The following is a 17729-nucleotide window of genomic DNA, read 5'->3' as shown; positions in this document are numbered from 1 at the left end:
GTCGCGTCAGCCCTCGACGGTGATGACGCCGCATGCCAAGCGTGAGCCCGCGTCGCCGGTCTTCATCGTGTCGGCGTCGGGCGCCGGTGCGTAGCGAGTCGGGATGTTCGCGAAGTTGTCGGGCTTCTCGTGGATGATGATCGACTTACCAGCGACCTGATTGAGGTTCACCGAGTCCGTCGTGGTCACGGTCTCGCCGGTGCCGTCGGCGAGCACGTTGATCGACACGAGGTCGCCGCTCGACGGATGAGTGGTACGGCCGTCGACCTGCAGATGACCGCCCGCCGACGAGAACGGAGTCGAGCCGCTCGCCTGGCACACGCCGTTCTCGTGGATGTGCATGCCGTGGAAGCCCGCCGCGATGCCGTTGGTGACATTGACGTCGACGCGAAGCGACGACCCGCTCGGTGTGAACGTCGCGGTGCCGACGGTCGCGCCCTTGGTGTCCTTGAGCTCGGCGGTCGCCGACTCCTTGGACGAGTTCGGGATGCCGTCGGCGTCGTCGACGGATCCGGGGGGAGCCTGATTACCCGTCACGACCGACGGGGTGGTGCCGGGAGTGTCCGACCGCGGTTCGTCGGGAGTACAGCCGGCAAGCGCCGCGGCGATGGCGCCCGCAGCACCCAGCGCGAGCACGCTGCGCAGGGTCTTCGAGCCGAGTGTCGAACTGCCGGTCATGAAAGCTCCTAGAGATCCGTTGGGCCGTCGGGTGAACAAAGTCGGATGAAAAGTCTTGCCGCGTCAGAACTCATCGGGTGACCACCACCACCGCGAGACCGTCCCGGCACATCGTGAACGACGACGGGCGCTGCTCGACGCTGGGGTTTGAACCCAGCGCGGTCGCCACCTTCTCCGCGTCCGCCTTCTGCGACGAGTCGCGGTAGAGGATGGTGTTCTCGGTGAAGCTGCCGCCGTCGTAGTTCGCCGGGCTGGCCGTGTTGAAACCCTTGGCCTTCAGATCGTCGGTGACCTCCGACGCGAGACCAGCGATCGAACCCGCGTTGATCACGCAGAGACGCTCGCTCGTCGAGGCATTCGCGGCGGACGACGACGCGGGGGTCGTCGTGGTGGCGACGCTCGCCTGGGCCTCGCGCAGGTCTTCGTCCGGACTTTGTCCAGAGGTCGCCGCGGAGTGCCAGCCGAGTCCGACGAACACGACAGCCACCGCGAGGAGCAACATGGCCCCCGCCCGCAAGGGAAGGCGATTGGGCTCGCGATCAGCATTCATCACCGATGACCTTAACGCACACGCGGCGGGCAACCGCGCTCAGCGTTAGGTGATGTCGAAGCCGAGCCGCCGCGCCGCACGGGCCTTCTGACGCGATGCCCGCAGCCTCCGCAGACGCTTCACCAGCATCGGGTCGGCAGCCAGCGCCTCCGGGCGATCGACGAGTGCGTTCAACACCTGGTAGTAACGCGTCGCCGACAATCCGAACAGCTCTTTGATCGCTTCTTCCTTGGCCCCCGCGTACTTCCACCACTGCCGCTCGAACGCCAGGATGTCGTGCTCGCGTCGCGACAGACCATCCGGACCCACCTCGTGAGGATCGACGGATTGTCCGGCCGCACTCTGCGTTGTCGGTTGGGGTGCGTTCTCGGGTTGATCACCGTGCTTGCGACTACGCGCTGCTGCGCCGTCCATCTTGCTCCCTCACGCTCGCCTCCGGCCCTACCCGCGTCGGCTCCTCGACCGGGTCAATCGGCGTACCACCCCGGTGACAGAACTCGGGCTACGAGTGCGCTGACCGTCGAATGACACCGATGTGGTTCGTGACCATCTAACCACGCCCGCAAGCCGTCAACCGTGTGTGACTCGCCCGGTCGGGTCGCTCTTACCGAGCCGATCACGCAAGGCCCAGGGCAGTCGACGTCATCCGCGCGCAGTAGGCTTTTCACTCATGTCTGTGCTTCCGATCTGCATCGTTGGCGAGCCGGTCCTGCACCAGCAGACCGAGTTGGTCGAACTCGACGACGCCGGTCGTCCGTCCGACGAGATCGTCACCCTCCTCGACGACATGTACGAGACCATGGACGCCGCGCACGGCGTCGGTCTCGCCGCCAACCAGGTGGGCGTCGGCAAACGGATGTTCGTCTACGACTGTCCCGACGGCGACGCGGGTCGCGCCTCGGCGCGGCGACGGGGAGAGGTGATCAATCCCGTCCTCGAGACGTCGGAGATCCCGGAAACCATGCCCGACCCCGACGACGACGAAGAGGGCTGCCTGTCGGTGCCCGGCGAGCAGTTCCCCACCGGCCGCGCCGAATGGGCGCGGGTCACCGGCGTCGACCGCAACGGCGACGAGGTGGTCATCGAGGGCAACGGATTCTTCGCCCGCATGCTGCAGCACGAGACCGGACACCTCGACGGCTTCCTCTACGTCGACGTCCTGATCGGCCGCAACGCCCGCGCGGCCAAGAAGGCGATCAAGAAGCACAAGTGGGGCATCCCAGGGCTGACCTGGATTCCCGGCGAGCAGGCCGACCCGTTCGGCCACGACGACGACGACGACGACTGACCCACCGACGGGACACGCGATGAGCGAGCGACCCTCGAGTCCCGATCCGGCACGTCTGCCCCCTGCACGTCTGCCCGCCGACGCCTACCCCGGCGACCGCGTCGTCGTGCGGTATCTAGTCGGCGACGCCGCGCCCGCCGACTGGCGGCACTCACCGAACCCGGCTCCCGCGGCGGCGCCCACGATGTCCGATGTCACGGGTTTTCTCCTGGAACGCGCCGATACCGGGAGTTTCGACTCGACGCTGCTGATCGAGCGCGACGGAAAGGTCGAGTCCATCCCCCTCGAGTCGGTTGTGTCGATCCGCCTCTTGTCGGCAAAGCCTGTGCGCAACAGCGCAATCCGCGACCTCGAGCATGCCGCGGCGCTCGCGTGGCCGGGCGTCGAGTCGACGTGGGTCGGCGGCTGGCTGGTGCGTGCGGGTGGCGGATTCTCCCGCCGCGCGAATTCCGCTGTGCCACTGGACCGTTCGGCACACGCGGATGCGCCGACCTTGCACGCCATCGGATCCTGGTATGCCGAACGTGGACTACCCGTCCTGCTCGCGCTTCCCGAGCGATTGATCGCAGCACGTACGGTCGGCGGCGAACCCGCCAGCCCAACCGTGCACATCCTGACCCGCGACCTCGACGACTCCGCCAGTAGCGCAAGTGATTTCCCGGCAACCTCGACAGAAATCGACGTCGAACTCGCTCCGACGCCGAGCGCGCGTTGGTCACAGTCGTACCGACCCGGCACCGACACAGATCTCGTTGCCGCGGTTGCCGGTTCGGCGCAGGGCACGGTGACGTTCGCGACGGTCGTCGACGAGAGCGGTTCGCTGATCGCAACCGGGCGAGCGGCCGTCACCTCGTCGCCGTCCGGCGTCGCGTGGCTCGGAGTCACCGCGCTGTGGACCGACCCGGCACACCGTCGGCGCCATATCGCCGACGCCGTGCTCGCCCGACTGATGGCGTGGGGCGTGACACACGGTGCGCAGTCGGCGTACGTGCAAGTCGAAGCAGACAACGCTGTTGCCGGACGCTGGTACCGCAGAAGGGGATTCGCCTTGCACCACACCTCGCACTACGAGTCGGTGACCTGATGTCGGCACGCAAACCGACGGTCGCGCAGCGCCGTCGACAAGCGGTGGTGTCGGCCGTCGCTCTGGTGGTCATCGGACTCGTCGTCGTGGCGACGTGGCTGATCAACCGATCCGACGACTCGAGCTGCGCCACCCATTCGGCCTCGTCGACATCGTCCACGGCGAAGCCGTCGTCGAAGAAGCAGTCGGGCACAGCTTCTCAGGGCGGCACCGCTTCTCGGACCACGGTGGCACCGACCGCGGCGGCATCGGTTCCGGCGCAGGTGACCAAGACGCTGTCGCTCATCGACGCCGGTAAGTGGCCGCCTGACGACGCGTCGGGGACCAAGGGCGGGACCAACTTCGGGAACTTCGAGGGCCGGCTGCCGAAGAAGACGTCGTCGGGTAAGCGGATCACCTACACCGAGTGGGACGTCAACCGCCGCGAAGCGGGGAGGAGCCGCGACGCGGAACGTATCGTGACGGGCAGCGACGGTTCCGCGTGGTACACCGCCGACCACTACAACACCTTCGTCCAGATCCGAGGCCCCGACCGATGACCGCCAACCTGTGAGCCGCAAACCATGACACCCAGCACGGGAGGCGACAACATCTCCGACACCGGAATTCCCCTAGCGCGTTTCCTCGACGACGCAGCCCGACAAGGACCCGCCGTCGGACTCTGGGTTGGTAGCCGACCACCGAGCGCGCCGTCGTCGTACGAGTTCCGTGAAGTGACCGGCAGAACGATGACCACGCTGCGCGGCCTCTACGAAACCTATGCGCGCGCATGGGATTTTCCGGACTACTTCGGCCACAACGCCGACGCCTTCGACGAGTGCATGCGCGAACTCGACGACTCCGACAACCACACCTCCAAGCCCGCGGGTTACCTCACCGACATCGTCGACGCCGACCGCCTGCTCACCGCCGACCGTGAGGCATTCGGCTGGTTCGCGACGTCGCAGCTACGGTTCCGCGACCACTATCGCGACGTTGCCGTGCCGCGCAGCACCTTTGCCACGCTTCTCGAAACGTCGGCAAGCCGACGACGCGATGTGATCACCGGATGGCGTCGGGCTGGCGTCACCGTCGTTACCGTCGGTGACGACCATTTTCTCCGTCGGTGACGGCCACTACTCTGAGGCAAACGACCCACTGCCACGCATGTGACGGAACGCTTGTTGCACCGCGCCACAACGGGTTACGTTGACAGCACCCCTGCAGACAGACGGGGAACCACTAAATAGGGAGTCGGTCATGACAATTCTCGCTGCAACCGAGGTACTCGCACGATCGACGACGACGACAAGCGTCGGCTGGATCGGCTACATCATCATCGGCGCCATTGCCGGATGGATCGCCGGAAAGATCGTCAAGGGCGGCGGCTCCGGCATCTTGATGAACATCGTCATCGGCATCATCGGCGCACTGATCGGCGGCTTCCTGCTGAGCTTCTTCGTCGACACCGCGTCCGGCGGCTGGTGGTTCACACTCTTCACCGCAGTTCTCGGCGCGGTGATCCTGCTGTGGATCGTTGGCGTGGTTCAGAGCAGGCGCTGACGTCTGGGCGCTGAGTTCATCGGGCCGGGTCTGCGGGGGCAGGCCCGGCTCCACACTCGGGATCGGCTCTCAGGCGGGAGCGGCTCTCAGGCAGGAGCAGCTCTCAGGCAGGAGCGAGCGGAACAACCCCCGGATGGCCGTCGAGATAGTGCTTGGTGAAGGTGCACACCGGGCGTAGCCGGGCGCCCTGGCTTCTGGCGTAGGTGATCACGCTGCGCGTGAGTCCGGTACCGAGGCCGTGACCGGTGTACTCGTCGTAGAGCACCGTGTGGAGAACGGTCAGTGTTGTCTCGCCGTCGACCGTCTCGCTCGAGTATCCGAGAACACCCACCAGGTCACCGGCAACCCACAGCTCGAATCTGTCACGCGTCGGGTTGTGCACGACCTGCGCTATCTGCTGCAGGATCGACCGCGCCGACTGAGTCGGCCGTTGATGATTCTTCCGATGCATGGCTCGTCCATCCCCTCTTCAGGCTCGTTCGCAGCGTCTACACAGCTCACTGATTGCTGCGTCCGGTTCCCCTCCGGGCACGACGGTGTGTGATCGCAGTCACATCGTAACCTGCGGGAGCGTAGGTTCAAGGACTTTGAGTCGAGATCGCCGGTATCGAGACAGATCCACGGCAAACGTTCGTCTGCGGTTCACCCGGCTGTGACAGGAAGTCGACGGCTCGCTACGAGGCACCACGTTCGACGGCCCGCCGATAACCACGCATCGAGAGCGCGCCGAAGACCACCGCAAATGCCGCCGCCCATCCGAGGGTGAGGCAGAACGGAACCAGAATCGGGCCGCCCTCGGTCAACCCGGTCATGGTGTCGATCGCCGGGCTCATCGGCTGATACCGCACGACGGGCTGCAGCCATCCCGGGTACTCGGAAATCGGCGCGAACCCCGTGTTGAAGAACAGCATCAGCAAGAACAGGACCCCGAGATGGTCGACGACGGACTTCTGCGCGACGGTCGCGATCGGGATGACCACGAAGACGAATCCGATGCCGAAGACCACCGGCACCAGCACCGCGCCTATCCCGGCGAGCCAGCCCTGGGTGAACCGAAATCCCATGAGCGCCGCGACCGCGAACAACACGACCGTGCCCAGCAACGTGCGGGCCATCTCTGCGAGCACACGGCCGGCCAGGAAACTCGACCGCGGAATCGGCAGCGTCCACAGCCTCCCGAGAACCCCGGATTCACGCTCGGACACGAGGTAGATGCCCGTCATCAGCGTGCCGAACATCGCGCCGACCAACGCGACGAGCCCGGCGTAGCCGTAGATGCTCTGACCGGCACCGATGGCGGTGGTGATCCGGCCGAGCACGAGCTGGAACATCGCGAGAAGGAAGGCGGGAAAGACGACTGCCTGAATGAGCACCCCGGGGTCGCGCGACCACGTCCGCAGCAGCGTCGACGCGAGCACCCGCGCCCCGACACCCCACCCCACTGGTCTGCGATCCACTGCTCTGCGTTCCACTGCTCCGGCCGCGCCGCGCCCTTCTGCACCGCGCGGCGAGATGTCGACGCTCATCGCTGCTCCTCCTTTCGTGCGGCCAGCGCCGAGCACAGCGCTCCGACGGCCAACAGCCCGACGCTCCACCCGACGACTGGCCCGGTCTGGACGTCGGCACCGGTCGAGAGCGCGCGCATTGCCTCGGCGAACACCGACACGGGCTGATTGCGGACGACAGGCTCGATCCACCCGGGAAAAGCATTGGCAGGCACCAAGCCCGTCGAACACATCACGAGCAACAGCTGCGGAATCATCAGCATCTGCCCAACGCTCTCGGCGTGTGTGGCGGCGCTACCCAGAGCATCGGCCATCATGCTCAGTGCGAGCGCGAAAACGATTGCGAGCGCGAAGAACCCGATCGATTCGACGATGCTTCCGCGCAGCCTGAAGCCGAACACGCACGCGTACAGCGACACCGATACAGCCGAGACACACATCCGCACAACAGCATTCGTCATGCGCGCAGCCCCTGGCGTCAGGCGAGAGATGGGCAGCGAACTCAGCCGCTCCCGCATACCGCCGGTCGCCTCGTCGCCCGCGATCTCACACGAAATGATGGCGACAAACATGGCAGCCTGCAGAATGACCAGCGGCGCAACGTATTGCGCGTAGTCGACGCCGCTGCGTTCAAAGCGAGAGTGCAGCGGCACGTAGAAGCAGGTGAAGAACACGATAGGCGAGCCGATCGCGAAGAAGAGCAACCCGGTGCGGATCGACGAGTCGAGACTCCTCCTGGTCAGCACAGCGTATGCCGTCGACCAGCCGACCGACGTGCGTGGCGCCGCTTCCCGACGCACCGCCGTTCGCTCCGCGGAGATCGTCATGGCACGACTTCCTCACTGGCAGCGCGATTCTCGTCGGTCAACTGCAGGAACACCTCGTCGAGCGACGGCCGGCGAAGCGCGATGTCGAAGACGCCCACACCTTCGGCGCGAAGCGTCGACGCGACGGCGACGACAGTGTCGAGTTCTCCCGGCGCCTCGACGACGAGGACCGGACGCGACTGCGCCGACGTCGCGGCGTCGAGGAATTCGTGGCCGGCCAGCGCGGTCCGTACCCGTGTCACATCGGCTGCGTCGAGCAGCGTGATCTCGCAGATCGCCGATCCCGCTTGATGTTTGAGCTGCTCGGGGGTTCCGCGAGCGACCACTGAGCCGTGATCGAGCATGACGATGTTGTCGGCGAGACGATCGGCCTCTTCGAGGTACTGCGTCGTGAGCAGCACGGTGATGCCCTCGGTTCGTAGCGCCGCAATCGTTTCCCACACCGCGGCACGGCTACGCGGGTCGAGCCCGGTTGTCGGTTCGTCGAGGAACAGCACCCGTGGTCGCGTGACGAGTGCGCACGCGATGTCGACCCGGCGGCGCTGGCCACCCGACAACGCCGACACTCGACGATCGACGAACTCGCTCAGTCCGAACGCCTCCGCCACGTGTGCCACGGAGCCCTTCGCCTCGGCCGACGACAGGCCGGTGAGCCTGCCGAACATGACGAGGTTCTCTCGTGCGGACAGGGTGTTGTCCAGCGATGCGTATTGCCCTGTGAGAGAGATCAATTCGCGCACCCGCGCCGCGTCGTCGACGACGTCGTGTCCGGCGATGAGTGCGCGCCCGGCGGTCGGACGCTGCAGCGTCGCGAGGATCGAGACGGTCGTCGTCTTGCCGCTGCCGTTGGGACCCAACAGGCCGAGGACCTCTCCCTCGGCGATCTCGACGTCGATTCCGCGAAGCGCGTGCACCTCCCCGTAATCCTTCTGCAGACCTACGATCTCCACCAACGTCATCGCTGTTGCACCCTTCCGGATCGTCGCGAGCTCGAACAGCACCCTGTCCGTTTGGTAAGGCAATCCTAAGTTAGGAACTCGCGTTGGGCTACCCCCCGGTTTCGTGACGCAACAGCAGCAAGCCAGTAGAGTGAACTGCACACAACCGAATCAACGCGGGGGCTCTCACGTAACCGGGGGCTGAGATGGCGGCAGGCGGCCGCTGACCGCATGAACCTGTCCGGGTAATGCCGGCGTAGGGAGAATCTCATGGGCACACGTGTATCCGGCGGCAGCAATTCCGCGTACAAGAATTCCGCGTACAAGGTCGACTCCGACATCCTGACAACCGGTCCGATCGAGGGCAGCACCAAGCATTACGCCGACGTCGACGGGTTACGGGTTCCGCAGCGACGCATCAACCTCACCAACGGCGAGCACCTCGATGTCTACGACACGTCGGGCCCCTACACCGACTCCACCGCCGTGATCGACGTCGAGGCAGGCCTCGCCCGCACCCGCGACGAGTGGCACCGTCCCGACCCCGTCGACGGAGCGTCGACCCAACTCGCCTGGGCACGAGCAGGACTCGTCACCGACGAGATGCGCTTCATCGCCGCACGCGAGAACGTCGACGTCGAACTCGTGCGCAGCGAGGTCGCTGCCGGACGCGCGGTGATCCCCGCCAACCACCGTCATCCCGAGTCCGAGCCGATGATCATCGGCAAGGCGTTCGCGGTGAAAATCAATGCGAATATCGGCAATTCGGCGGTGACCAGCTCCATCGCGGAAGAGGTAGAGAAGATGGTCTGGGCGACGCGTTGGGGCGCCGACACGATCATGGATCTGTCCACCGGCGACGACATCCACCTCACCCGCGAGTGGATCATGCGCAATTCCCCCGTCCCGGTCGGGACTGTGCCGATCTACCAGGCACTGGAGAAGGTCAAGGGCGATCCCACCAAGCTGACGTGGGAGATCTACCGCGACACCGTGATCGAGCAGGCCGAGCAGGGTGTCGACTACATGACGGTGCACGCGGGCGTGCTGTTGCGCTACGTACCGCTGACGGCTCGCCGGGTGACCGGAATCGTCTCGCGCGGTGGGTCGATCATGGCCGCGTGGTGCCTCGCCCACCACGAAGAGTCGTTCCTGTACACGCATTTCGACGAGCTGTGCGAGATCTTCGCGCGCTACGACATCACCTTCTCACTCGGCGACGGACTGCGTCCGGGCTCGATTGCCGACGCCAACGACGAGGCACAGTTCGCCGAACTGCGCACCCTCGGCGAGTTGACCCGCATCGCGAAATCCCATGGCGTGCAGGTGATGATCGAGGGTCCGGGTCATATCCCGATGCACAAGATCGTCGAAAACGTGCGCCTCGAAGAGGAGTTGTGCGAGGAGGCGCCGTTCTACACCCTCGGCCCGCTCGCCACCGATATCGCGCCCGCATACGACCACATCACCTCCGCGATCGGCGCAGCGATGATCGCGCAAGCCGGGACGGCGATGCTCTGCTATGTCACACCAAAGGAGCACCTTGGGCTACCCGATCGCGACGACGTGAAAGTCGGTGTGATCACGTACAAGATCGCGGCCCACTCAGCCGATCTCGCCAAAGCCCACCCGCGAGCTCAGGAACGCGACGACGCTTTGAGCAAGGCGCGCTTCGAGTTTCGCTGGACAGACCAGTTCAACCTCGCACTCGACCCCGACACGGCACGCGAGTACCACGACGAAACCCTCCCCGCGGAACCCGCGAAGACGGCTCACTTCTGCTCGATGTGCGGCCCCAAGTTCTGCTCGATGCGCATCTCCGCCGACGTGCGGGCCTACGCGGAGGAACACAATCTGGTGACGGCAGAAGACATCGACCGACGAATCGAGCAGGAGATGGCAGCGAAGTCCGCCGAGTTCGCCGACGCGGGCAACCGCGTCTACCTGCCGATCGATGCGACATCGGGAGCCGCAAGCAGATCATGACGACACCACTGTTGCCCACCACCGAACCGGGAGCCACGCCCGTCCGGGTGATGACCATCGCGGGTTCGGACTCCGGTGGCGGCGCCGGAATCCAAGCAGATATGCGGACTTTCGCGTTGCTCGGACTACACGGACTCGTCGCGGTCACCGCGGTGACGGTCCAGAATTCGGTGGGCGTCAGCGGCTTTCAAGAGATCGATCCGGAGACGGTCGCGGCGCAGATCCGCAGTGTCGTGACCGACATCGGGACGAGTGCCGTCAAGACCGGCATGCTGGCGTCGGGACCGATCATCGACGCCATCGTCGATACCTGCGTGGAACTCGGCATCGGGCGCGGTGGCGACACACCGCTCGTCGTCGACCCGGTCTGCGCGTCGATGCATGGCGATCAGTTACTCGCCGATGAAGCATTGGATGTGTTGCGGCGCAGACTATTTCCTCTTGCCACGGTCGTCACACCGAATCTCGACGAAGTGCGACTGCTGACGGGCATCGAGGTCGTCGACGCGGCGTCGCAGCGCAAGGCCGCCGTCGAATTGCACGGTTTGGGTCCGCAGTGGGCACTGGTCAAAGGTGGCCACCTGCGCTCCAGTGCGCTCAGTCCCGACCTGCTGTACGACGGCACCGACTTTCTCGAGTTCGCGACAGCTCGCGTCGACACCCCGCACGATCACGGCGCGGGCGACACACTCGCAGCGGCCATCGCGTGCGCTCTCGCGCATGGATATGCCGTGCCGGACGCCATCGATTTCGCAAAGCAGTGGGTTACCCGCGGCCTGCGTTCGGCCTATCCGCTGGGAGCCGGGCACGGCCCCGTCAACCCGTTGTGGCGCGTCGGCAACGACGTCCGACATGCGTGAACGGGAATCGTCTGAGAGGTAGCGGACCAATAACAGTCGGCCACATCTCGCGATAAACATCACGAAGCTCGCCGTAGGGTGAGAGTCATGGGCTGGACGTTTCTCATGGACATGGACGGCGTGCTGACGAACGAGGAACACCTCGTACCCGGCGCAGACGAATTCATCGCGGAATTGCGCAACAACGACATTCCCTTTTCCGTTCTCACCAACAACTCGATCCGCACGGCACGTGACCAACACGCCAGATTGCTGCAGATCGGCCTCGACATTCCCGAGGAATCGATCTGGACGTCGGGAATGGCGACGGCCGACTTCCTCGCGTCACAGGACCAAGGCGACACCGCCTTCGTCATCGGCGAATCGGGGCTGACCACGCCGCTGTACGAGAAGGGGTTCGTGACGACGGAGACCAACCCCGACTACGTGGTGCTCGGCGAGACGCGCATGTACTCGTTCGAGGCGATCACGAGCGCAATTCGGATGATCGAGCGCGGTTCGAAGTTCATCGCCACCAACCCCGACGTGACCGGCCCCTCGCACGACGGCTCGATCCCGGCGACCGGCGCGGTGGCCGCCATGATCTCCAAGGCGACCGGCCGCGAGCCCTACTACGTCGGCAAGCCCAATCCGATCATGATGCGGTCGGCGCTACGACGCCTCGGCTCGCATTCGGAGAACACCCTGATGATCGGCGACCGCATGGACACCGACATCATCGCGGGCCTCGAATCGGGAATGCGGACGATCCTGGTGCTCACCGGAATCTCCACCCGCAAGTCCGTCGAGAAGTATCCCTACCGCCCCACACTGATCCTGGACTCGGTCAACGACCTCGTCGGCCACACCAACGATCCCTTCGGCGACGCCGTCACGCCGGAGTCATCGACGTAGCCTGCCGGCCTTCTCGAACAGCACCGTGGTGCACGCGAAAGTGCCCGCCTCGAGTTCGGGGCGGGCACTTCTGCATGTCGTCGAAGCTCAGCTCGAGGCGAGGGCCTTGGACTTGAGGTGCTCGAACTCCTCGGGTGTGATGGCTCCCGAGTCGAGCAGCGACTTTGCATCCGCGATCTGTTGTGCGGGCGAGGTGCCTGCGACGTCACGGATATAGGTGTCGGATGCCTTCTTGTACTCGGCGGCGGCTGCCTGCGCACGCTCCTGCATACCCTTGCCCTTGGCGAGCAGATACACGATCGCCGTGATGTACGGGAAAATGATCAGGCAGATGACCCAGATCGCCTTCGCCCACCCCGAAGACTTATGGTCACGGAAGAGGTCGGCGATGATGTACCACAACACGATCAGGTAGGCGACGAACGCAAAGATCACGACCATCGTCCACAGGAAGTTCCAGAAGCCTTCCCACATTTCGGTTTCTCCTAGCTTGGCGGGAATCGGCCTTATTGGCCGTGGATGACGGTACATGCAATCCCGAGCGCTGTAAGCGCGAGCTGCGGATTCACCAATTCCACAAAATGTCTTTCACTCACCCGGGCCATTTGGCAGGTCCGGCATGATGAGACATATGACCATCGAACTCGGCCTCGACACGTTCGGCGACGTCACTGTCGACGACTCCGGCGACACCATCTCGTATGCGCAGACGATCCGCAACGTACTCGACCAAGCCGTCCTCGCCGATTCGGTCGGTGTCGACTTCTTGGGGGTCGGCGAACACCATCGCGACGACTACGCGATCTCGGCGCCCGACGTCGTCCTCGGCGCGATCGCCGCGCGCACCGAGCGGATACGACTCGGCTCCGCGGTCACCGTCCTCAGCTCCGACGACCCGATCCGGGTGTTCGAACGCTTCTCGACGGTCGACGCGATCTCGTCCGGGCGCGCGGAGGTCATCCTCGGCCGCGGCTCCTTCACCGAATCCTTCCCGCTGTTCGGGTTCGAACTCGATCAGTATGAGGAGTTGTTCACCGAGAAGCTGTCACTGTTCGCCGACTTGCGCACGGGTGAGCCGGTGACCTGGGAAGGTGCGCTGCGACCACCGCTGCGCGACCAGACGGTGTATCCCAAGCTGGAGAACCCGCCGCTCCCGACGTGGATTGCCGTGGGTGGCAGCCCCGAGTCCGTGGTCCGCGCAGCCAGTTACGGGCTGCCGCTGATGCTCGCGATCATCGGTGGCGACCCGCTGCGCTTCGCGCCGTACGTCGACCTCTACCGTCGCGCTCTCGAACAGCTCGAGAAGCCGACCGACCTTCCCGTCGGCGTCCACTCCCCCGGGCACATCGCCGAGACCGACGAGCAGGCGCGCGACGAACTCTGGCCGCACTACCGGGTCACCGTCGGGCGCATCGGCGCCGAACGCGGCTGGCCACCACCGACGCGCATCGAGTTCGACCAGTCGACCGGACCCGCCGGTTCGCTCTACGTCGGATCACCGGAAACCGTCGCGCAGAAAATCGCACGCACCGCGAAGGCGCTGAGCCTGAGCCGGTTCGACCTCAAGTACTCACACGGCACACTCCCCCACCCCGCCCTCATGCGCAGCGTCGAACTCTATGGCACACAGGTGATCCCGCGCGTCCGCGAGCTGCTCGCCGACTCCTGACCGCCCACTGCCGACCGTGCGCTCGACACCGCCGACTGTGCGCTCGAGACAGCCGACTGGGCGCTCTATCCCGTCGACTGGGCGTCGCATACCGCCGACTGTGCGCCGCATACCGTCGACTGTGCGCGCCCAGTCGCGGTGCGCCCCAACGCGTCAGCGCCGGCTCAGCGTGACCTGGAAGTCGCCGGCAGGATCAGACCAGGTCTCCACGACCGGCAGCCCGGCGTCGGACAACTCGGCGGCGAGTTGCTCCGGCGCGAACTTGGTGCTGATCTCGGTGAGGATCTCGGCACCTTCGGGTAGCTGCCACTCGCGATCGAGTGCACCGAGGTGCGCGTTGACCGGACGCCGCGCCCGCAACCACATCTCGATCCGGTGCAGCTTGGGGTTCCACCGGGCGATGTGGTCGAAGTCGTCGACGAACAACCCCGACGCATCAAGTCCGCGACGCAGCACCTCGATCATGTTCCTGTTGAAATCCGCTGTGACACCGGCTTTGTCGTCATAGGCGGCAACCAGTCGGCCGGTGTCCTTGATGCGGTCGGCACCGAGCAGAAAGTAGTCGCCCGGACTCAACGCCTCCGACAGTGCAGTGAAGAAGTCGTCGCGCGCGGGGTCGTCGAAGTTTCCGATGGTGCCACCCAGGAACGCCGCCAACCTGGGTCCGTCGGACCGCGGCAGCTGGAGCCCCGGTGCGGTGAAGTCGGCGAGCACGGGCTCGATCGTCAGCGACGGGTAGTCGGCGGCGAGGATCTCGGCTGTGCCGGCGAGCATTTCGGCACTCACATCGACCGGTACGTAGGTGAACTCACGTCCGCGTTCGGCGGCGTGCGCGGCAAAGGCGTCGAGTAGCAGTCGCGTCTTGGTCGACGTTCCCGAACCCAACTCGACCATCATCGTCGCGTCCGTCGTCGACGCGATGTCGGCGGCGTTCGCGGCGAGGATCGCTGTCTCCCTGCGCGTCGGGTAGTACTCGGGCAGGAAGGTGATTTCGTCGAAGAGTTTGCTGCCGCGTTCGTCGTAGAGCCATTTGGTCGGCAGGACAGGCGGGGTTTGCCAGAGTCCCTCGGCGGCATCTGCGGCCAGGGCCGGATTGGCTGTGGTTGAGGTCATCGGGCCAGGCGCAACCCGGAGAACACCCAGCGCGAATCGGCCGGGAAAAAGTTGCGATAGCTGACCCGCTCGTGGCCGCGAGGCGTGATCGCGCTCGCGCCACGCAGCACGTGTTGGTCGCACATGAACTTGCCGTTGTACTCGCCGACGGCCCCGTTCGCGGGCGCGAAACCGGGATAGGGCAGGTATGCACTCGACGTCCACTCCCACACATCGCCGATCATCGCCGACCCTGCGCGTCCGGGATGACATCGTGCCGGATCGAGCAGTTCCCCACGCGCGCCGCCGACGCCTGCCGGGTTCGGGCCGCCTGGAACGCTGGGCGCGCCCGTTGCCGCGTACTCCCACTCGAACTCGGTTGGCAGCCGCGCCCCCGCCCACCGCGCAAAGGCATCCGCCTCATAGAACGACACGTGCACGACAGGCTCGTCCCACACGACAGGTCGACGCCCCGACAGCGTGAACGTCGTCCACTCGCCGTCGTCGAACGACCAGTAACCCGGTGCGCGCCAGCCGGTTTCGTTGATATGTGCCCACCCATTCGACAGCCACAGTTCGTGTCGTCGGTAGCCGTCGTCGGCGATGAAGTCGAGCCAGTCGGCATTGGTGACAGCGCGCTCGGCGATCTCGAAGTCTTCCAGGAACACGCGATGCCGCGGACCCTCGTTGTCGTACGCGAAAGTCTCGGGCGTGGTGCCCGACCCGGCGAACGGTGTACCGACCTCGACGACGCCGCCTGCGACCTCACGCCATGTCAACGCGTCGGGCTCGCCCTGCTCGTCGGCGGGGCGGTCGACGTAGACCGGGTCGAAGTGGTGCGTGGAGAACAGATGCTTGAGGTCCATCAGGATCAGCTCCTGATGCTGCTGCTCATGGTTACAGCCCAGCTCGAGCAGCCCCAGCGTCGACTCGTCGTGGTCGCCGCGCTGAAGAAGTTCGGTCATCGCGGCGTCGACGTATTCGCGATACCGCGTGATGTCGGTGATGCCGGGGCGGGTGACCAGCCCGCGGTCGGGTCGCGGATGTCGCTCGCCGACGGTCTCGTAGTAGCTGTTGAACAGATAGCGGAAGGTCTCGTCGTACACCACGTACGACGGATCGTTGCGCAGGATGAACTCTTCGAAGAACCAGGTCACGTGCGCGCGATGCCACTTGGCGGGACTGGCCGCGGTCATCGATTGTGGTGTCTGGTCTTCGGCCGACAGCGTCGAGCACAACTGATCTGTCAGTGCGCGGATATCGAGGAATCGCCGTGTTCTCGACGCTTCGTCGGTGGCAGATGTCGAAATCTGCTCAGCGGATATGCGATTGGTGATGCTCACTGGAATACCTCCGGTGGCTGTTCGTCGCGGGACAAGCGATCAAACGATCACTCGCCGACAACACCATCGTTGCCAGGGCCGCGCACCCTGTCAACGCGGTGGGCGTCGACCAGGTGGTTCGCGTACTCCTGCATCCAGTCCAGCACAGGGGTCTGACATCAACCCCTCACCGAAGCGCTCAGCGGCCCTCGGCCTCGTCCTCCCACTCGGCGTCGGCGGCGTCTTCGCCCTCGTCGACGACGTGCACGGCGGCTTCCTCGGCGCTCGCGCCCGCACCGTCGATTCCGCAGTCAGTCGCCACGGCCTCGGCTTCGTTGTCGACGACGCCACCCTGATCGGGTGCGAGGAGTCGGCCTGCGCGTCGATCGCCCACCTGGTCGTCCTCGACGAACTCAGGACTCGAATCGCTCTCGTGCGCTTGCCAATCGGGGTGCTCGTCGCGCTCGATCTCGTCGATCGGATCGTCCTTCTGCCACGGGTCGGGCTCTTCCTCAGAGAGTTTCTCGTCGAGCGACTCACCCTCGCGCATCTCGGATGCGGTGAGCCCGCGCATCGCGGCCTTGGGCTCGTAGTCGGGCGGCGAGTACCCCTCGTCGAGGACGTCGTCGACGCCGCGGTCGTCGAGTGAGTCCTGAGGCTGCAACTGATCGTCGGGGTCGAGTGCGTACTCGCTGTCACCTTCGATGATGGATTCGTTTTCGTCGCTCACACCTCCACGATAGGCCCAGGAGCGAATCGCAGAAGACGGCACGCGAGGACTCGCGATCAGGGAAACTATGGAGATGTTGGCAGAAATGCAACAAGATGCCGAGTCGCTCTACGCCGCCGGCGAGTACGACCACGCCCTCGCCGAGTTCTCGGTGCTGCGCGAGATGCGCTCACGACGCGAAGGCCCCTATTCGGTGTCGTACCTCGCCAACGTCCACGACTGCGTGCGCTGCATGTCGGCACTCGAACTGTGGGCCGATTCCAACCCGCTCTGCCACGAGCTCTACGGCAAGTACGTGCACACCCACGGCCGCGGCGAGGCCGACACCGTCGACGTCGCCAAGCACTGGGCCTGGGCACTGATTCACCTGTCCGACTACGCACGCGCGCTGCGCCTCTACGTGCTGACCGCCGACGCCCTCTGGGACACCGACCCGGCGCAGGCGCGCAGATTACTCGGCGCCGCAGCCGTTCACCGCCACGACACCGACCCGACGACGCTGCTCGCCGACGACCGACTCGACGGCGTACCGATCCATCACGCGGGAGCGTTGGGCTCAGCGCTTGCAGAGTTCATCTCGACGACGCCGCCCGCAGATGTCGCGCAGCTTCCCGAACGGGTCACCATCGACGGCCTTCTCCACTGAGAATTTCGCGCTATGCGACGTAGCCCGCAGCCCTGAGCGCGAGAAACACGGCCTGCTCCACCTGGCGCGATCACCAACCCCGGGCGACGTCGCGCGTCGCCCGACCGGTACGTACACA

21 protein-coding genes are annotated in these 17729 nt (G+C 65.4%); 10 read left to right on the top strand and 11 right to left on the bottom strand.

Annotated features, from left to right (window positions below):
* Positions 1-6 precede the first annotated feature (6 nt).
* The 3 genes from sodC to A5785_RS20930 all read right to left on the bottom strand — a co-directional run bounded on the left by sodC (position 7) and on the right by A5785_RS20930 (position 1642).
* Entirely contained in the window at positions 7-678 is a 672-nt protein-coding gene (gene sodC, locus A5785_RS20940) for a superoxide dismutase[Cu-Zn] (protein ID WP_064869072.1), read from the bottom strand.
* Positions 679-748: 70 nt separating this feature from the next.
* Entirely contained in the window at positions 749-1228 is a 480-nt protein-coding gene (locus A5785_RS20935; RefSeq protein ID WP_064869070.1) for a LytR C-terminal domain-containing protein, read from the bottom strand.
* Positions 1229-1273: 45 nt separating this feature from the next.
* Positions 1274-1642, bottom strand: a complete 369-nt coding sequence (locus A5785_RS20930) for a DUF3263 domain-containing protein (RefSeq protein WP_049697566.1) — start codon at positions 1640-1642, stop codon at positions 1274-1276.
* A gap of 256 nt (positions 1643-1898) precedes the next feature.
* On the opposite strand from A5785_RS20930, the gene A5785_RS20925 reads away from it, so the two are divergent.
* From A5785_RS20925 to A5785_RS20905, 5 genes are all read left to right on the top strand, one after another.
* Positions 1899-2516: a peptide deformylase gene (locus A5785_RS20925; protein ID WP_064869068.1), complete on the top strand. Its 618-nt coding sequence runs from the start codon at positions 1899-1901 to the stop codon at positions 2514-2516.
* A gap of 19 nt (positions 2517-2535) precedes the next feature.
* Complete coding sequence (locus A5785_RS20920; protein ID WP_064869066.1) at positions 2536-3600, top strand: N-acetylglutamate synthase, CG3035 family; 1065 nt, start codon at positions 2536-2538, stop codon at positions 3598-3600.
* Positions 3600-4139 (top strand): ribonuclease domain-containing protein, encoded by a 540-nt coding sequence (locus tag A5785_RS20915; protein ID WP_064869064.1) that lies wholly within the window; start codon positions 3600-3602, stop codon positions 4137-4139. Before A5785_RS20920 ends, A5785_RS20915 begins: the two co-directional genes overlap by 1 nt.
* Positions 4140-4163: 24 nt before the next feature.
* Complete coding sequence (locus A5785_RS20910) at positions 4164-4709, top strand: barstar family protein (RefSeq protein WP_082937885.1); 546 nt, start codon at positions 4164-4166, stop codon at positions 4707-4709.
* A gap of 130 nt (positions 4710-4839) precedes the next feature.
* Positions 4840-5142 carry a GlsB/YeaQ/YmgE family stress response membrane protein gene (locus A5785_RS20905; protein WP_049697562.1) on the top strand — a complete coding sequence of 101 codons (303 nt, stop codon included), beginning with the start codon at positions 4840-4842 and terminating at the stop codon, positions 5140-5142.
* Between the two features lie 103 nt (positions 5143-5245).
* On the opposite strand, the gene A5785_RS20900 is transcribed toward A5785_RS20905, so the two are convergent.
* From A5785_RS20900 to A5785_RS20885, 4 genes are all read right to left on the bottom strand, one after another.
* Positions 5246-5593 carry a GNAT family N-acetyltransferase gene (locus A5785_RS20900; protein WP_049697561.1) on the bottom strand — a complete coding sequence of 116 codons (348 nt, stop codon included), beginning with the start codon at positions 5591-5593 and terminating at the stop codon, positions 5246-5248.
* 223 nt (positions 5594-5816) lie between these two features.
* Positions 5817-6668 carry an ABC transporter permease gene (locus tag A5785_RS20895; RefSeq protein ID WP_064869062.1) on the bottom strand — a complete coding sequence of 284 codons (852 nt, stop codon included), beginning with the start codon at positions 6666-6668 and terminating at the stop codon, positions 5817-5819.
* Positions 6665-7474, bottom strand: a complete 810-nt coding sequence (locus A5785_RS20890) for an ABC transporter permease (RefSeq protein ID WP_064869060.1) — start codon at positions 7472-7474, stop codon at positions 6665-6667. The genes A5785_RS20895 and A5785_RS20890 overlap by 4 nt, the downstream gene beginning before the upstream one ends.
* Positions 7471-8433 (bottom strand): daunorubicin/doxorubicin resistance ABC transporter ATP-binding protein DrrA, encoded by a 963-nt coding sequence (locus A5785_RS20885; RefSeq protein ID WP_064869195.1) that lies wholly within the window; start codon positions 8431-8433, stop codon positions 7471-7473. Before A5785_RS20885 ends, A5785_RS20890 begins: the two co-directional genes overlap by 4 nt.
* A gap of 249 nt (positions 8434-8682) precedes the next feature.
* Between A5785_RS20885 and thiC the strand changes: the two genes are divergently transcribed.
* From thiC to A5785_RS20870, 3 genes are all read left to right on the top strand, one after another.
* Entirely contained in the window at positions 8683-10398 is a 1716-nt protein-coding gene (gene thiC / locus A5785_RS20880; RefSeq protein WP_082937890.1) for a phosphomethylpyrimidine synthase ThiC, read from the top strand.
* Positions 10395-11258: a bifunctional hydroxymethylpyrimidine kinase/phosphomethylpyrimidine kinase gene (gene thiD, locus A5785_RS20875; RefSeq protein ID WP_064869058.1), complete on the top strand. Its 864-nt coding sequence runs from the start codon at positions 10395-10397 to the stop codon at positions 11256-11258. Before thiC ends, thiD begins: the two co-directional genes overlap by 4 nt.
* Before the next feature lie 87 nt (positions 11259-11345).
* Positions 11346-12152, top strand: a complete 807-nt coding sequence (locus tag A5785_RS20870) for an HAD-IIA family hydrolase (protein WP_197494480.1) — start codon at positions 11346-11348, stop codon at positions 12150-12152.
* A gap of 87 nt (positions 12153-12239) precedes the next feature.
* Here A5785_RS20870 and A5785_RS20865 read toward each other — a convergent pair whose 3' ends face one another.
* Positions 12240-12626, bottom strand: a complete 387-nt coding sequence (locus tag A5785_RS20865; protein WP_064869055.1) for an SHOCT domain-containing protein — start codon at positions 12624-12626, stop codon at positions 12240-12242.
* Between the two features lie 157 nt (positions 12627-12783).
* Between A5785_RS20865 and A5785_RS20860 the strand changes: the two genes are divergently transcribed.
* Positions 12784-13821 (top strand): LLM class flavin-dependent oxidoreductase, encoded by a 1038-nt coding sequence (locus A5785_RS20860; protein WP_156525549.1) that lies wholly within the window; start codon positions 12784-12786, stop codon positions 13819-13821.
* 153 nt (positions 13822-13974) lie between these two features.
* Here the strand turns inward: A5785_RS20860 and egtD are convergent, their stop codons facing one another.
* From egtD to A5785_RS20845, 3 genes are all read right to left on the bottom strand, one after another.
* Complete coding sequence (egtD, locus tag A5785_RS20855) at positions 13975-14934, bottom strand: L-histidine N(alpha)-methyltransferase (protein WP_064869049.1); 960 nt, start codon at positions 14932-14934, stop codon at positions 13975-13977.
* Complete coding sequence (gene egtB / locus A5785_RS20850) at positions 14931-16256, bottom strand: ergothioneine biosynthesis protein EgtB (RefSeq protein ID WP_064869045.1); 1326 nt, start codon at positions 16254-16256, stop codon at positions 14931-14933. The genes egtD and egtB overlap by 4 nt, the downstream gene beginning before the upstream one ends.
* 178 nt (positions 16257-16434) lie before the next feature.
* Positions 16435-16965, bottom strand: coding sequence for a DUF5709 domain-containing protein (locus A5785_RS20845; protein WP_005206712.1), 531 nt, complete (start codon positions 16963-16965; stop codon positions 16435-16437).
* Positions 16966-17038: 73 nt separating this feature from the next.
* Here A5785_RS20845 and A5785_RS20840 point away from each other — a divergent pair, with 73 nt between their 5' ends.
* Positions 17039-17611, top strand: coding sequence for a hypothetical protein (locus A5785_RS20840; RefSeq protein WP_231894132.1), 573 nt, complete (start codon positions 17039-17041; stop codon positions 17609-17611).
* Positions 17612-17729 lie beyond the last annotated feature (118 nt).

It is taken from the genome of Gordonia sp. 852002-50395_SCH5434458 (genome assembly GCF_001665905.1).
In the GTDB taxonomy this organism is placed as follows: Bacteria; Actinomycetota; Actinomycetes; order Mycobacteriales; family Mycobacteriaceae; genus Gordonia; species Gordonia jacobaea.
The sequence above is the reverse complement of the archived record's forward strand: the minus strand, read 5'-3'. Positions and strand labels throughout refer to the sequence as shown.

Coding starts and splice junctions, on each gene's coding strand:
- egtD (WP_064869049.1), bottom strand. CDS start 14,934: ATGACCTCAACCACAGCCAATCCGGCCCTGGCCGCAGATGCCGCCGAG.
- A5785_RS20935 (WP_064869070.1), bottom strand. CDS start 1,228: ATGAATGCTGATCGCGAGCCCAATCGCCTTCCCTTGCGGGCGGGGGCC.
- A5785_RS20865 (WP_064869055.1), bottom strand. CDS start 12,626: ATGTGGGAAGGCTTCTGGAACTTCCTGTGGACGATGGTCGTGATCTTT.
- A5785_RS20890 (WP_064869060.1), bottom strand. CDS start 7,474: ATGACGATCTCCGCGGAGCGAACGGCGGTGCGTCGGGAAGCGGCGCCA.
- A5785_RS20925 (WP_064869068.1), top strand. CDS start 1,899: ATGTCTGTGCTTCCGATCTGCATCGTTGGCGAGCCGGTCCTGCACCAG.
- A5785_RS20895 (WP_064869062.1), bottom strand. CDS start 6,668: ATGAGCGTCGACATCTCGCCGCGCGGTGCAGAAGGGCGCGGCGCGGCC.
- A5785_RS20840 (WP_231894132.1), top strand. CDS start 17,039: ATGTTGGCAGAAATGCAACAAGATGCCGAGTCGCTCTACGCCGCCGGC.
- A5785_RS20930 (WP_049697566.1), bottom strand. CDS start 1,642: ATGGACGGCGCAGCAGCGCGTAGTCGCAAGCACGGTGATCAACCCGAG.
- A5785_RS20885 (WP_064869195.1), bottom strand. CDS start 8,433: ATGACGTTGGTGGAGATCGTAGGTCTGCAGAAGGATTACGGGGAGGTG.
- A5785_RS20920 (WP_064869066.1), top strand. CDS start 2,536: ATGAGCGAGCGACCCTCGAGTCCCGATCCGGCACGTCTGCCCCCTGCA.
- thiC (WP_082937890.1), top strand. CDS start 8,683: ATGGGCACACGTGTATCCGGCGGCAGCAATTCCGCGTACAAGAATTCC.
- A5785_RS20910 (WP_082937885.1), top strand. CDS start 4,164: ATGACACCCAGCACGGGAGGCGACAACATCTCCGACACCGGAATTCCC.
- thiD (WP_064869058.1), top strand. CDS start 10,395: ATGACGACACCACTGTTGCCCACCACCGAACCGGGAGCCACGCCCGTC.
- A5785_RS20915 (WP_064869064.1), top strand. CDS start 3,600: ATGTCGGCACGCAAACCGACGGTCGCGCAGCGCCGTCGACAAGCGGTG.
- A5785_RS20900 (WP_049697561.1), bottom strand. CDS start 5,593: ATGCATCGGAAGAATCATCAACGGCCGACTCAGTCGGCGCGGTCGATC.
- A5785_RS20905 (WP_049697562.1), top strand. CDS start 4,840: ATGACAATTCTCGCTGCAACCGAGGTACTCGCACGATCGACGACGACG.
- sodC (WP_064869072.1), bottom strand. CDS start 678: ATGACCGGCAGTTCGACACTCGGCTCGAAGACCCTGCGCAGCGTGCTC.
- A5785_RS20870 (WP_197494480.1), top strand. CDS start 11,346: ATGGGCTGGACGTTTCTCATGGACATGGACGGCGTGCTGACGAACGAG.
- A5785_RS20860 (WP_156525549.1), top strand. CDS start 12,784: ATGACCATCGAACTCGGCCTCGACACGTTCGGCGACGTCACTGTCGAC.